Genomic DNA, 14,262 nt, shown 5'->3' with positions numbered 1-14,262 from the left:
ACAACACATCGATATCGTCTGATACATCCTCCCCCATCTGGCGCCCCCCCAGCCAGATACCCCCAGTGAGACGCGCTTGATACCATGCCCCGACCCCTCTTCTTCCTGTGCAGTCCCTGACGCCTCCCCCTGCATCGCCCAAACGGCTTTCATGGAAGTACAGGAACTAACGGCAAGGACACACGCCAGCCCCGCACCCGCCCACGCCCTCACCCATGACCACACACACCTTCTTCTGGCACGACTACGAAACCTTCGGCCGCGACCCGCGCCTGGACCGGCCGGCCCAGTTTGCCGGTATCCGCACCGACCTCGACCTGAACGAGGTGGGCGACCCGGTGATGATCTACTGCCAGCCGGCGCCCGACTACCTGCCCGACCCCGAAGCCTGCCTGCTCACCGGCATCGTGCCGCAGACCTGCCTGGCCGAGGGGCTGCCGGAATATCGCTTCGCCGACACCATCCTGGCCGAGCTGGGGCGTGACGGCACCATCGGCGTGGGCTACAACTCCATCCGCTTCGACGACGAGGTCACCCGCCATCTCTTCTGGCGCACACTGCGCCCGCCCTACGACCGGGAGTTTCGCAACGGCTGCAGCCGCTGGGACCTGCTGGACGTGGTCCGCTGCACGGCTGCCCTGCGGCCCGATGGCATCGAATGGCCGCGCAACGACCAGGGCCGCCCCTCCTTCAAACTGGAACACCTGAGCGCCGCCAACGGGCTGGGTCACGAGCAGGCGCACGATGCGCTGTCGGACGTGCGCGCCACCATCGCGCTGGGCCGGCTGATCCGCGAACGCCAGCCAAAGCTCTGGAACTTCTGTCTGGAGCTGCGCAGCAAGCACGCCGTGCTGAAGGAGATCGGCGAAGGCCGCCCCTTCATTCACATCTCCGCCATGTACGGCGTGGAACGCGGCGCCATGGCGGTGGTCTGGCCACTGGCCTGGCACCCCACCAACAAAAACGAGCTGATCGTCTGGGATCTGGCGCATGACCCGGCCGAACTGCTGGCGCTGGACGCCGAATCCCTTCGGCAGCGCATCTTCACCCGCGGCAGCGAGCTGCCCGAAGGTATGAGCCGCCTGCCCGTCTACAGTCTGGCCATCAACAGGGCGCCGGTCGTCATCGGCAACCTGAAGGTGCTCACGCCGCAGGTCATCGACCGCTGGCAGATCGACCTGGGCGCCATCGAGCGCCACACGGAAGCGGCCCGCCGCATCAGCCCGCAGATCTCCGGCCTGTGGCCCGACGTGTATCAGCGCCCGCGCAGGCAAGGGGCCGGAGCGGGAGAGCATGCCCCCGACGTGGACGGTGACCTGTACGGCGGCTTCATCGGCAACGACGACCGCCGGCGGCTGGACGACTGGCGGGCACGTGTCGATGCGGCAGGGATGCTTCTCACCGGAGCGGCAGCCGGAGCGACGGCAGCGACGAGCCCGGCAGGCAAAACGGAACCAGCAGATGCATCAGATGCAGCAAGCGCGACCTTGCAGGGGAACACGACACACCGGAATGCTGCGGTGCACACAGATCACGGCGCCCGTACAGGCGTGCACGACGGCCACCGGCACGACACCGATGGCGCCAGGCACGACGCCGGCAGCACCGGGGCAGACCATTCGACCGCAAACCAGACCCCGGGCGACGGATCACCGGCGACACACTTATCAACCATTGAGATAGATCATATTTCCGTACCTTCATTCGAAGATCCCCGACTCGAAGAATTGTCTTTCAGGTACCGTGCAAGGCAGTTTCCGGCTATGCTCAATGCTGAAGAAAAACAGCGCTGGCAGAAGCATTGTCACAGCCGGCTCCATGAGGGTGCGGACAACGCCCTCACCCTGGCGGCCTATGCCGACCGTCTCGACGACCTCAACCAGGCGCTGTCTCCTGATAACCCTACGGCCCAACGGCTACTGGAGGCTCTCTATGACTACGGGGAACAACTCGCCTGACCAACACCATCCGGCCCGGACGCTCCAGGCGCCCCCCGTGCCCACGGCAGACGACATCTACTACTTCCGTGAGGGTACGAACAACCGCCTGTACCGCTGGCTGGGCGCGCATCCCTGCAGCTTCAGCACCCAGGAAGGGCAGCCCGCCGAACAGGGCTGCTGGTTTGCCGTCTGGGCCCCCAACGCCCGCGAAGTGGAAGTCATCGGCGACTTCAACGGCTGGCAGCATGGCGCCAGCCCGCTGAGCGTTCGCGGCGACAGCTCCGGCATCTGGGAAGGCTTCGTTCCCCGCGCCACGGTGGGCGATTGCTACAAGTACCGCATCCTCTCCGGCGCCACCGGCGAGTGGCTCGAGAAGGGCGACCCGTTCGGCTTCTCGTGGGAAGAACCGCCGCGCACCGCCACCCGCATCGCCGACCTCTCGCACGAATGGCACGACCAGGAGTGGATGAAGGTCCGTGCCAAGGCCAATGCGCTGGACGCCCCCATTGCCATCTACGAATGCCACCTGGGCTCGTGGATGCGCCCCGGCGACAACCCGCAGGGCTTCCTGAACTACCGCGACATCGCCCCCAAACTGGCCGACTACGTGCAGTCGATGGGCTTCACCCACGTCGAGCTGATGCCCATCACCGAGCACCCGTTCTATGGCTCGTGGGGCTACCAGACCGTCGGCTACTTCGCCCCCACCGCCCGCTACGGCAGCCCCGAAGACTTCAAGTTTTTCGTCGACTACCTGCACCAGCGTGGCATCGGCGTCATTCTGGACTGGGTGCCCTCGCACTTTCCCGGTGACGCCCACGGCCTGCACCGCTTCGACGGCACCGAACTGTACGAGCACGCCGACCGCCGCCAGGGCTTCCACCCCGAATGGAACAGCTGGATCTTCAACTACGGTCGCCACGAGGTGCGCGCCTTCCTGCTCTCCAGCGCCGCCTTCTGGCTGGACGAATACCACATCGACGGCCTGCGCGTGGACGCCGTGGCCTCCATGCTGTATCTGGACTACTCCCGCAAGGACGGCGAGTGGGTTCCCAACCGCTTCGGTGGCCGCGAGAACCTCGAAGCCATCCACTTCCTGCGCCAGCTCAACCAGAGCATCTACCGCGACTTCCCGGATGTGCAGACCATCGCCGAAGAATCCACGGCGTGGCCGGGCGTCTCGCGTCCGGTGGCCTGGGGCGGCCACAGCAACGACAACCCCGAGACCATGAACGGTCTGGGCTTCGGCATGAAGTGGAACATGGGCTGGATGCACGACACGCTGTCGTGGTTCGAGAAAGACCCGGTCTACCGCAGCTACCACCAGAACGCGCTGAGCTTCAGCCTCTACTACGCGTTCAACGAGAACTTCGTGCTGCCGCTCTCGCACGATGAAGTGGTGTATGGCAAGGGCAGCCTGCTGACCAAGATGCCCGGTGACGACTGGCAGAAGTTTGCCAACCTGCGCCTGCTCTTTGGCCTGATGTGGACCCACCCCGGCAAGAAACTGCTGTTCATGGGCGGCGAGTTCGGCCAGTGGACGGAATGGGCGCACGAAGGCAGCCTGAACTGGGATGCGGCCGACACCTACTATCACGTGGGCATCAAGCACATCGTGGGCGCGCTCAACCACCTGATGCGCACCCAGCCGGCCCTGCACCAGCGCGACTTCGACGGCAGCGGCTTCGAGTGGATCAGCGCCGACGACTCGGCCCAGAGCGTGCTGGCCTACCTGCGTCACGGCAACAACCCCGAAGACACGCTGATGGTGATCTTCAACGGCACCCCCATGCCGCGTCACCACTACCGGCTGGGCGCCCCGCAGGGTGGCCGCTGGCAGGAGATCTTCAACTCCGACGCCTCCATCTACGGCGGGACCGACGTGGGCAATCATGGCTTTGTGGAAGCCATCCACGAAGGCAGCCATGGCCGGCCCTACTCGCTGGAGCTGACGCTGCCGCCGCTGGGTCTGCTGGTGCTCAAGCCGCAGAAAGTGGAAAAGGCCAAACTGCCGGGAAAGTCAAAGGCCGGGTCGGCTGACGACAGCGCCGCCAGCCAGGCCGAAGCGGCCAAAGCCCAGGCGCAGGACGGGGCACAGGCCTCGGCCGAGGCAGGCCAGCGTGCCGGTGATGCCGGCTCGGCCAGCGCCCGCGCCGCTGCCGCCAAAGCCCAGGCCGAAGCCGCCGAAGCGAAGGCGGCCGCCGAGGCCAAAGCCCGTGTGGAAGCCCGCCAGAAGGCCGACAGCGCCCAGGCGCAGGCCGAGGCACGTGCCGGAGCCGCCCAGAAGCCGGCCCCCAAGGCGCAGACCCCGGCTGAGCCGGTGGCCGAAGAAAAACCGGCTGCCCGCAAACCCGCGACCCGCAAGACAGCCACCGCCGGTACGGCTGCTGCAGCGCCCAAGGCCGCTGCGCCGAAAAATTCGCGGGCTACGGCCGCCAAGACCGCCGCACCGAAGGCCGCTGCCACCAAGGCCAGCCCGGCCCGCAGCACGACGGCCCGTGTAGGCGCCGCTGCCGCAGCCAAACCGGCTGCCAAGGCCACGCGTGCACGCAAGGTCTGAGTAACCGCAGCCAGCCCTGAAGAAAACCCCCGCTCCCCGGACATGCCGGGGACGCGGGGGTTTTCACATCGGCACGCCAGCGTCACGCTGGAAAAATCTGCGATCACCCCACCCGGCCGATCACGCCTTCCACCAGCCAGTCCATCTTCTGCAGCACGTTGTCGGGCATGATGCCCCCCAGGTGGCGCATGGTGCCGTCGTTGCCGCGCAGCGGCCCCTCGAACACATGGCGGCGCCCGCTCACCAGCTGCTGCCGCACCCGGCTCAGCTGCCGGCGCGCCTTCAGCGACAGCGGCGCCGGGCCGACATCCAGCCGCACCATGCCGTCGGCCAGACCACCCCAGGTACGATCGGGCCCCCAGGTACCGTCCAGCAGACTGCGGGTGCGCTGCAGATAATAGGCGTTCCAGCTGGGCAGCACCGAGCCCAGCAGCAGGTTGCGGGGCAGCATCTTGCGATAGTCGCCCTGGAAGCCGATGAACTTGAGCTTGCGGTCACGCGCCACCTCGGCCACGGCCACCGTGTCGGTGTGGTGGGTGAAGACATCCGCCCCCTGCGACAGCAGGCTGTAGGTGGCCTCGCGCTCCAGCCCCGGATCACGCCAGCTGTTGGTCCAGTACACACGCACCACGGCCTTCGGATTCACGGCCCGGGCCCCCAGCGTGTAGGCATTGATGCCCTGCACCACCTCGGGTACCGGGATGGGCGCCACATAGGCCAACACCCCGGCCTTGCTGGCATAGGCCGCCAGCATGCCGGCCAGATAGCGCGCCTGGTAGTAGCGGACGTTGTAGACGCCCACGTTGTCGGCCGTCTTGAAGCCGGCATTGCTCTCGAAGCGCACCGCCGGATACTCGCGCGCCACCCGGACGATGGCATCCATGAAGCCATAGGAGGTGCCGAACACCAGCTGGCAGCCGTCGGCACACATCTTGCGCAGCACGCGCTCGGCCTCCTTGCCCTCGGTCACGCGTTCGGCCGGCACCAACTCGATGCGCGAGCCCAGCTGCTTCTTCACGTACCCGGCGCTCAGCGCATGCAGGTGGCTGGAGGCATACGGGTCGATGGGGCCGTCGTACAGAAAACCAACCCGCAGCGGTTTGGCCGGCGCCTTCGCGGCCGCCCCTCCAGCGGACACACCCCGGGAGGCAGCCTGCGCCTTGCCGGCAGCGGCGGCCGTGGAGGCACCTCCCCCGGCTGTCTTGCCGGTGGCTGCTGCCCGTGCGCCCTGTGCAGAGCCCGATGCTGCGCCCTGCGAACCACCCGGAGTGGCCTCCTGGGTTCCGGCAGCCAGCGCCTGCAGCGGTTTGCCCAACTGCGACAGCAGCACCCCACCGCCAGCAGCCAGCAGCAGGCGACGACGATCAGTATTCGACATCTTGTATGGTCCTTTTCAGCGTGCGGCGTGGTGTTCAGCGGCCAACGGGCACCTGGCCCTCGACGCCCTTGACCAGCGTCATCAGGCTTTCGAGGAAGCGGTCGTCCGCCACCTTGCCGGCGGGCAGCAGCTCACGGTCATCCACCGTGACCAGCGGGCCCTTCCAGATCTGCAGCGTGCCCTTCTTCAGGGCCTCGCGCTTTTCCTGCACGGCGGCACGTGCCTCGGGGGAAAGGTTCTTTTCGGACAGGGCGACCAGATCGACCCGGCCGTCCTTCACGCCCTGCCAGGTGGGCGTGGGCTTCCAGCGGCCCGACAGCACCTGATTGGCACTCTGGACGTAATACTCGCCCCAGTCGAAGGCCACCGAGCCCAGATGGGCCTTCGGCGCCGCCGCACTGCGGTCGGAGGCCCAGCCAAACCCGTACTTGCCCACCCGCTCGGCCTGCTTCAGGGCGTCGTCGGTACCGGTGTTGGAGATGATCACATCGGCCCCGGTGGTGATCAGCGTCTGCGTGGCCTCGGTTTCACGGACCGGGTCGTTCCAGCCGTTGATCCAGGCCACCTTCACCCGGGCCGTCGGATTGACCGACTGGGCGCCCAGCGCAAAGGCATCGATGTTGCGCACCACCTCCGGAATGGGCACCGGCGCCACGAAGCCGATCACGTCGGTTTTCGTCATCTTGCCGGCGGCTACGCCGGCAAGATACACGCCCTCGTACGATCGGGCACCGTAGGCGCGGATGTTGCCGGCCGAGGTGTCCAGCCCGGCCACTTCCCAGCGCACATCCGGGTACTCCAGCGCCAGACGGCGCATCAGGCCGTCATAGCTCGGGCCGGTGCCGATGATGAGCCGGTTGCCCTCATCCGCCAGCTGGCGGAAGGCCTTTTCGGCATCCACATCCCGGACGTTGTCGAGCACGGTGACCTGCACCCGGTCGCCCAGCTTATCGCGCAGCAGGTCGATGCCGTTCTGGTGCGAGCGTGACCAGCCACTGCCATCGGGCGTGGTGGGCAACACGAAACCGACCTTGAGTTCGGCCTCGACCTTGTGGGCAGGCTGGCCGTCGGCGCCGGTGGACGATGACGGGGCAGTGCCCGAAGGCGCGGTACCGGCCGCAGCCTTGCCAGCCGGAGCAGCCCCGGCCGAGCCGGAAGAAGACGCTGCTGCACCAGAAGAAGATGCTGCAGTGCCGGAAGAAGACGCTTTTGTGCCGGCCGCAGGCGATGCCGAGCGGGACGCAGACGACGCCGAACCGGAGGACGAGGAACCTGACGGTGCCGCAGCCTCGTGGCTGCTGCCCCTGGCCGCCCCTTCCGTGTGTGCAGGCGCCTTTGCACTACCCGCCTGCACGGCAGAGGTGCCGGCAGCCGGTGCCTGGGTGGCCCCCTCCGCAGCCGGTTCCGCCACGGCGGCACCGGCAAACACCAGCATCAGCGCCGCAGCCAGCGGCGCAGTTTTACATCGGCGAGCAAGTTTCATGCGTTTGGCTCCGAAGGTTGCGTACCTGCCGCCGGCAGGCCCGCCACAACCCCAAAACGGCAAAAAGTCAAAGTGCTGATTTTAGCAGTGCGGTTTTCCTGCTTCGGCCACACCCTGTAGCAATCTGGGGGGTACTGCCAACAATGTCGCAGCCCTGCCGTCATCACAGCCCCACCGTCAGACGGCATCGGCCAGGATCAGACCGCACCGGCCGGTGCCGGCAGGGCCCCCGGCAGCCAGACCATGGGCTGAAGATGGGGCCAGAGCGCCGCCAGAAAAGCCCCGTTCGATACCGGCTGCGGACTCACGGAGGCCAGGTCGATCACCGTACCCGCGAGCGCATCGGCCTGCGCATCCGGATAGCCCAGCGTCCGCGCCATGGCCCGCCAGGGCGCCGGCTGCATCAGTGCCCCCAGCGCCAGCAGCATGCCATGGCGACTGCGGCGCTGCGCAAAGCCGACCAGCTTGCGCGCCACGCCCGTGGCGGGATCATCCACCACGATCTCCCAGGGCGCCACGCCGGCAAAGCAGGCCCACTTCAGATCGTCCGGCGCGGCAATGCGCTGCGCAGGGGAAACCGCACGTGCCTGCACCCCGAAGGAGGCCAATGCCGCCACCATCGCCTCACCCAGCCAGCGATAACTGTCGGCCACCGACACGGCCGCCATGCGCGGATCATCCAGTGGCAGCAGCAGCGACGCACTCAGCAGCCACGGCCCCACCAGTACCGCACCGCCCCCCGCGCCCCGCTTGACCAGGGGCAGACGGTCGATTGCCCCATCCGGCTCACAGGCGCCATCACCAGCCGCCACCTGCTCCGCCATGGCGTGCTGCGAACGCCCCAGCACGATGGCCCCCTGACGGTACGTCCAGACCCGCATCTGCGGCTGCGTTACCGGTTCGGCCAGCTGGGCCTCATTCCAGCGCTGCTCTTCGGCTGCGTCCAGCACCAGGTCCGCAGCGCCCCCATCCCATGCACCTGCCGGTGCCATCATGGCTCCGTTCATGCGTTTTATGCATATCCTTCTGTCATCGGAACGGCAATGATGCGCCAAAATTGCAGCCAATGCTTGGGAAAGGCTGCTCCCCGCAAGGCCGGCACGAACATCGCCCCTTGCAGTCAGCCCCCCGACGTTCACGCAGCCCCGACAGAACGTGACGCAGGTGCATCCGCTCCCGCGAATGCCCCGATACTGCGTATCGGCCGGGCGCCAGGCGCGACAGGGCTGACCACCTTGCCAGGCCGGACAACGATGGCCACGTACGGTTTCAGGCATGCCCGCTTCCGGGGTTTCCGGCAATGGGCGCGCCAGCCACCGTACCATGCGGTCATGCGGTCCGGCCGTTCCGGCTGCCGTACCATGCGGTCACACGGCCCTGCGGTCTGGCGGGTTGACTGCCGTACCGCGCAGTCACATGGCCCTGTGGTCTGGTCTGGCCGTGCAGGTGCCGCATGCCTGCAGGCTGCGCAGCGTGGCCGCCGCCCGCATGGCCCGCTCCCTTGCTGGACAGGACTTCCAACGAATCCATTCACACCATGAAAGCAAACAACATTCTCGCTACCATCGGCAACACCCCGGAAATCCGCATCAACCGGCTGTTCGGCCCCGATCATGAAGTCTGGATCAAGTCCGAACAGTTCAACCCGGGCGGCTCGCTGAAAGACCGCATCGCCCTGTCGATGATCGAAGATGCCGAAAAAAGCGGCAAACTGAAGCCCGGTGGCACCATCATCGAACCCACCTCCGGCAACACCGGCGTGGGTCTGGCCATGGTGGCGGCCGTCAAGGGCTACCAGCTGATCCTGGTCATGCCCGAGTCCATGTCGCTGGAGCGCCGCCGCCTGATGCTGGCCTACGGTGCCCGCTTCGAACTCACCCCGCGTGAGCGCGGCATGCCCGGCGCCATCGAACGCGCCCGCGAGCTGCTCACCGAAACTCCCAATTCCTGGATGCCGCAGCAGTTCGAGAATCCGGCCAACCCCGACGTGCACATCCGCACCACGGCCGAGGAAATCCTGAAGGACTTCCCCGAAGGGCTGGACGTGCTGGTCAGCGGCGTGGGCACCGGCGGCCACCTGAGCGGCGTAGCCAGGGTACTGAAACAGAAATGGCCCAACCTGAAAGCCTATGCCGTGGAGCCGGTGGCCTCGGCCGTCATCTCCGGTGGCAAGCCCGGCCCGCACCCCATCCAGGGGCTGGGCGCCGGCTTCATTCCGAAGAACCTCGACACCTCCCTGCTGGATGGTGTGATCACCGTCGACGGTGAGGATGCCAAGCGCTTCGCCCGCGAAGCCGCCGCGAAAGAAGGCATGCTGGTGGGCATCTCGTCGGGTGCCACGCTGGCCGCCATTGCCAGCAAGCTGCCCGAGCTGCCCAAGGGCACCCGCGTGCTGGGCTTTGCCTACGACACGGGCGAACGCTACCTGTCCATCGACGGCTTCCTGCCGGCCTGAGCCCCCCTCACACACCGGCCCCACGGCGCATGGCTACCCGGCGGGTAGCCCCGGGAAAGGCGGCGCAAGATATGCCGCCTTTCCGCATTCGTGATTGTGCGGCCTCCTTGTCGTGCGGCCTTTTTGAACGGTGCCACGAGGCGCCGTCTGATCACCCACCGTGATCGACTGCCCGCCCAGGCAGCCCGACGCGGTGGTTTTTCTTTCCTGGAACGTGTTTTGGACTCATTCGCCCCCACACTGGCCGCGGTCATATGCTGACAGGACACACCACAGGCAAGGCTGGCAGCGCACAGACCGGGATTCGATGAGCTTTTATCCCCGCAGCCCCCGCACCAGCATATAGACGGCCAGCACGATCAGCAGGCAGGCAAACAGCCGCTTCAGCGTGGGCACCGGCAGACGGTGCGCCATGTGCGCCCCCAGCGGCGCAAACAGCATGCTCATCGGCACGATGGTCAGCAGCGCCGGCACCTCCAGAAACGCCAGCACCCCACCGGGCAGGCCCTGCCACCAGCCCAGCACCATGTAGCCCAGCGTGCCCGACACGGCAATCGGAAAGCCGCAGGCCGCACTGGTGGCCACGGCCTTCGGCATGGGCACCCCGTGTCCCGCCAGAAAAGGCACGGTGATGAAACCACCTCCGGCACCGAACAGCGCCGAAAGCACCCCAATACCCGTCCCCACGGCCATCAGCCCCAGCCGTCCGGGCAGGGGGCGCCCCGTGGAAGTCACCTGTCTGGCCCCGCGCAGCATCCGGCTGGCCGACCAGCCCACGAACAGCGCAAACACCAGTGACAGCGCCTGCCCCGGCAGCCAGGCCACGACCCGCGAGCCCAGCTGCCCGCCCAGCAGGATGCCCGGTGCCAGCATCAGCACCAGCGGCCACTGCACAGCCCCCTTGCGATGATGCGCCCGCATGCTGGACAGCGACGTGAACATGATGGTGGCCAGCGCCGTGGCCAGTGCCGTCTGCACCAGCCGCTCCGGTGCCACCATGCCTTCGGCGTCGAAGATCATCACCAGAAAGGGCACCAGCACCATCCCGCCGCCCACGCCCAGCAGGCCAGCCAGAAAGCCGCCGCCACATCCCATCAGCAGCAGCATCAGCACAGTGAGGACAGACATGGCGCAGGCCCCGTTCCCTGAAAACCGGCAGCCAGTCTAGCAGAGCGGGCGATTCATCCATATGGCCTAGGCCATCCGGACATCTGCCAACAAATCCCCTCGGCAGGCGGTGCAGCGCCCCCTAAGCTGTCCGACATCCGCTGGCCTGCGTGCCATCGTCATTCATCAACTGCCCCGCCCCACTCCGCAGGAGTTCCCATGGTCTCCACCCGCTTCTCCTCCCTCGGCCAGGTCCCCCAAAGCCAGGTCTTCGACAGCCAGATTCTCCACAGCCAGGCCCTTCACAGCGCCGACGCGCCAGACACTCACGCCAGTGACGCCCTCGACAACACCCATACCCCCGGACCACGCGCCATGCCCCGCATGCAGTCCACCTTCGCGTCGCTCCGGGGCGTCCGCCCTCTGGCTGCAGCCCTGATGGCGGCCGTGCTGCTGCCTGCCTGCACCACACTGCCCTCCCAGCAGATCCCCGAGGCCATGCTGACACCCGAAGCCGTGCAGGAGACCAGCCGGACCGACCCGGCCGGCGAGCCCTACTATCTCAACTATCAGGTCGGCACCATTGGTCTGACGGCAGCCTTCGACGACGGCAGCCACACCTATGCCGAATTCGAACAGCCCGTCCCCAGCGATCTGGCCTGCTTCGACGATGCCGGCGCCCTGCTCGGCTGCGAGGCCGTTGGCAACGTGCTGGCCGTGGAAGGCGTGCACAAGGGCATCCTGCTGCGCCATGGCGAGAATGCCCTGTTCATCGCACCCAATCCAAAGGCACAGGCCGCGCCGCCCCGACAGCTCGGCAACACGCCGGCATGGGCAGCCCACGTGCAGGCACGCAACCGGGTCATCCTGAAGACGCCCCTGCGCCAGGCCCTGGAACGCAGCGCCGGGGTGGTCGCCGATCCTGCGCTCAACCAGGCAGCCGGCCTGCGCACGTCCATGGGTCAGCCAGCCGCAGCCCCGGTACCTGCCGGAGCCATGCCAGCCCCCCTGCTGTCCGGCAACGACGGTCCGTCACGTCCCCCCAGAAACGTCCGCCGCGCCCTGCTCCGGGAACGGGGCACAGGCAGCCGCACGGCATCCGTCACAGCTGCATCCGGCACGGTCACGTCAAGCACGCCCCCATCGGGCAGAACCTCATCCGGCAGAATCTCATCCAACGCAGCCACGTCCGGCACTGCTGCGCCTGTTGCCACAACAGACGAGCGCACACCAGGGCACGTCACGGTGAATACCCGCGCAACCCACATCAGCAGCGCATGGACGCCGCTGCCCTTTGGCCAGCACAGCGCCCAGCTCGACGCGCATCACCCGCTGATGATGCAGCTCGGGCAGCAGGCCGGCCGTGCCGATGCAGCCCAGATCGATCTGCTGGTCCCGGCGGACAATGACATTCTGGGCCAGGCCCGGCTGATGGCAACCCGTCAGTGGCTGCAACAGCAGGGGCTGCCGGCCCAGCAGATTCAGGTGGACGTGCGCAAGGCGCGCCCGACCGGTGTCGCGCAGCCCGGCGCCCTGCTGCCGGACACCTCGCCAGCAAACACGGCGCAGCCTGGCAGCACCCCAGCGGGTAACACGTCGGCAGGCAGCATCCCCGGGAACAACACGTCGGCAGGCACCGCCCCGGCGAGCAGCATCCCCGCGGGCAACACGCCGGCAGGCAACGCCCAGCTGCGGGTGCTGCTACTCAAAAATGGCGCACCTCTGGCGGGTGTGTGAAGCCAGTGGCGGGCGCGCGAATCCGGGCGCGGATGTGGAAGCAGTGGCAAGCGCGCAAGGCCGGTGGCGAGACCTCCGGCTACGGCACGCAGGCCACGGAACCCTGACCGCAGAACCCGGGCAGTGAAACGCGAGGCCCGCACTGCGCCGGCCTGGCCCAACGCCTCAGACTGAAGACGTAAGCGTGCGGGCCGCCAGCACCTCTTCTTCGGCCGGAGCACTGGCGTGTGACCTGGCCGCTGCCTTGCCACGGGCGCCAGCTGGCACACTGGCGCGCCGCACTACCCTGGCATGCATGCCGAACATGGAAACCGGCGGCAGATTGCGCGCCACCGTGAAGAGCCGCTCGTTCTCCACGCCCCGGTCGCGCATGCCGTCGAAGAAGCGGGCGCTCATGCGGTGCGGCAGGTAACGCATCTGCATCACATACCCGCCGTTCTGACAGAGATGGGTGAAGAAGTCGGCAATATCGTCGGAGTAGAACAGACCGGCCGTGGGGATGAACGAGGCCAGCAGCACCCGCTTCTCCCGCAGTTCGGGAAAATGATCGTACAGTTTCTCGACACCATCGGCGATCACCCGGGCCGACGGATGCTGGGCCTGAAAGTGGTGGGCGAACCCGGACTCGATCTCGAAGAACAGGGTATCCGGAAGAAGCTGCAGCACGCGGGATGCCACCACCCCGCTCCCGATACCGGCCAGCACCACCTGATCGAAACCGGCCGACAGACGCCGCACTTCGTGTGCAGCACGCTGGCCAAAGACAGGCGAAGATGGGCAGACACTGCCCGTGACAGAAAACCGCTTCAGATAGCTCATGAAAATACCCGATGGAACAGGATCGCTCCATCTGCATCGATTCAGGACACACCCCCGGCGGGAGCAGCCTCCAGGCGCCGGAACCGGGATGGCAGGCAGCTTGCCCAATTACGGGCAGCTTGCCCCATCCGGCCGGCACGCGACATTCCGGGCCGACGAAACCGCCGCCCCCTCCGACCCGCAACGTACCCGCGTGGCAAAACTCACCACAGGTACTGGTCAGAACACTGCCACGATGGTACAGGATCGCGCGCCCCTGACTCAAAAAGGCCCGGCCTCACATCGGGCCTGCTTTTTGATCAGGCTCAGGCAGGAAGCATATTTTGCATTTGGTAACTTAGTGGATGCTTAGTGCGCGTCGCGGCCCCCATCTGTTCCAATGCCCTGTCACTATCGATGCCCTGTCACTGTGTTCGTGTCCCGGACAAGCAGGGCTTCGGCCAGCCAGCCCCGGCATGATTGCTGCCTCCAGTCATCCATCGTCCGGTGGGAAGCCCCCCTGTGTGCGCCACTGCCCCCATCCCTGCCCGCGCTGCCGCTCCTCTTTATCCCGCCGAATCCCCGTCGAGTCCTCGCCTTTGCACCCCGCCTTGCCCCCTCCTTTACCCCAGCTTTACACATCTGGCCGCCAATCGCGCCAGTCGGGGGTTTAATATTGGGAAAGCAGCCCCAACTGGGGTAGATGGCCGGACCTGTGCTCCCGTGGCCTCATGGTGCCTTAGTGCCGTGGTCCCGAGTCTCGAGTCCCGTGGTCTCGCGATCATGTGGCTCCGCGGTGTCACA

Annotated in this window: 9 protein-coding genes and 1 pseudogene; 5 read left to right on the top strand and 5 right to left on the bottom strand. The window is 66.9% G+C overall.

Annotated elements, in window-relative coordinates; genetic code table 11:
• Positions 1–215: 215 nt before the first annotated feature.
• From sbcB to glgB, 3 genes and pseudogenes are all read left to right on the top strand, one after another.
• Positions 216–1,373: pseudogene (gene sbcB, locus EHV23_RS00465) on the top strand (exodeoxyribonuclease I); the annotation flags it as partial.
• Between the two features lie 18 nt (positions 1,374–1,391).
• Positions 1,392–1,958: a hypothetical protein gene (locus tag EHV23_RS16550; protein ID WP_125095436.1), complete on the top strand. Its 567-nt coding sequence runs from the start codon at positions 1,392–1,394 to the stop codon at positions 1,956–1,958.
• Between the two features lie 37 nt (positions 1,959–1,995).
• On the top strand, positions 1,996–4,500 hold the full coding sequence (glgB, locus tag EHV23_RS00455) for a 1,4-alpha-glucan branching protein GlgB (protein WP_238990216.1): 2,505 nt from the start codon (positions 1,996–1,998) through the stop codon (positions 4,498–4,500).
• Positions 4,501–4,603: 103 nt separating this feature from the next.
• Here glgB and EHV23_RS00450 read toward each other — a convergent pair whose 3' ends face one another.
• The 3 genes from EHV23_RS00450 to EHV23_RS00440 form a co-directional block, all read right to left on the bottom strand.
• The gene (locus EHV23_RS00450) at positions 4,604–5,878 is read right to left on the bottom strand and encodes a BMP family ABC transporter substrate-binding protein (RefSeq protein WP_125094236.1); all 1,275 of its coding nucleotides are present in this window, start codon (positions 5,876–5,878) and stop codon (positions 4,604–4,606) included.
• A 34-nt stretch (positions 5,879–5,912) separates the two neighbouring features.
• The gene (locus EHV23_RS00445; RefSeq protein ID WP_125094235.1) at positions 5,913–7,361 is read right to left on the bottom strand and encodes a BMP family ABC transporter substrate-binding protein; all 1,449 of its coding nucleotides are present in this window, start codon (positions 7,359–7,361) and stop codon (positions 5,913–5,915) included.
• Positions 7,362–7,558: 197 nt separating this feature from the next.
• Positions 7,559–8,368: a lipoyl protein ligase domain-containing protein gene (locus EHV23_RS00440; protein ID WP_125094234.1), complete on the bottom strand. Its 810-nt coding sequence runs from the start codon at positions 8,366–8,368 to the stop codon at positions 7,559–7,561.
• Positions 8,369–8,898: 530 nt separating this feature from the next.
• Here EHV23_RS00440 and cysK point away from each other — a divergent pair.
• Positions 8,899–9,816, top strand: a complete 918-nt coding sequence (gene cysK / locus EHV23_RS00435; protein WP_125094233.1) for a cysteine synthase A — start codon at positions 8,899–8,901, stop codon at positions 9,814–9,816.
• Between the two features lie 315 nt (positions 9,817–10,131).
• Here cysK and EHV23_RS00430 read toward each other — a convergent pair whose 3' ends face one another.
• A complete protein-coding gene (locus tag EHV23_RS00430) occupies positions 10,132–10,944 on the bottom strand; it encodes a sulfite exporter TauE/SafE family protein (protein WP_125094232.1) in 813 nt (270 codons plus the stop codon).
• Between the two features lie 198 nt (positions 10,945–11,142).
• Here EHV23_RS00430 and EHV23_RS00425 point away from each other — a divergent pair, with 198 nt between their 5' ends.
• Positions 11,143–12,660 carry a TrbG/VirB9 family P-type conjugative transfer protein gene (locus EHV23_RS00425; RefSeq protein ID WP_125094231.1) on the top strand — a complete coding sequence of 506 codons (1,518 nt, stop codon included), beginning with the start codon at positions 11,143–11,145 and terminating at the stop codon, positions 12,658–12,660.
• 165 nt (positions 12,661–12,825) lie between these two features.
• On the opposite strand, the gene EHV23_RS00420 is transcribed toward EHV23_RS00425, so the two are convergent.
• Positions 12,826–13,479, bottom strand: coding sequence for a hypothetical protein (locus EHV23_RS00420; RefSeq protein ID WP_125094230.1), 654 nt, complete (start codon positions 13,477–13,479; stop codon positions 12,826–12,828).
• Positions 13,480–14,262: the final 783 nt, after the last annotated feature.

The sequence above is a fragment of the Lautropia dentalis genome (assembly GCF_003892345.1).
In the GTDB taxonomy this organism is placed as follows: domain Bacteria; phylum Pseudomonadota; class Gammaproteobacteria; order Burkholderiales; family Burkholderiaceae_E; genus Lautropia; species Lautropia dentalis.
The sequence above is the reverse complement of the archived record's forward strand: the minus strand, read 5'-3'. Positions and strand labels throughout refer to the sequence as shown.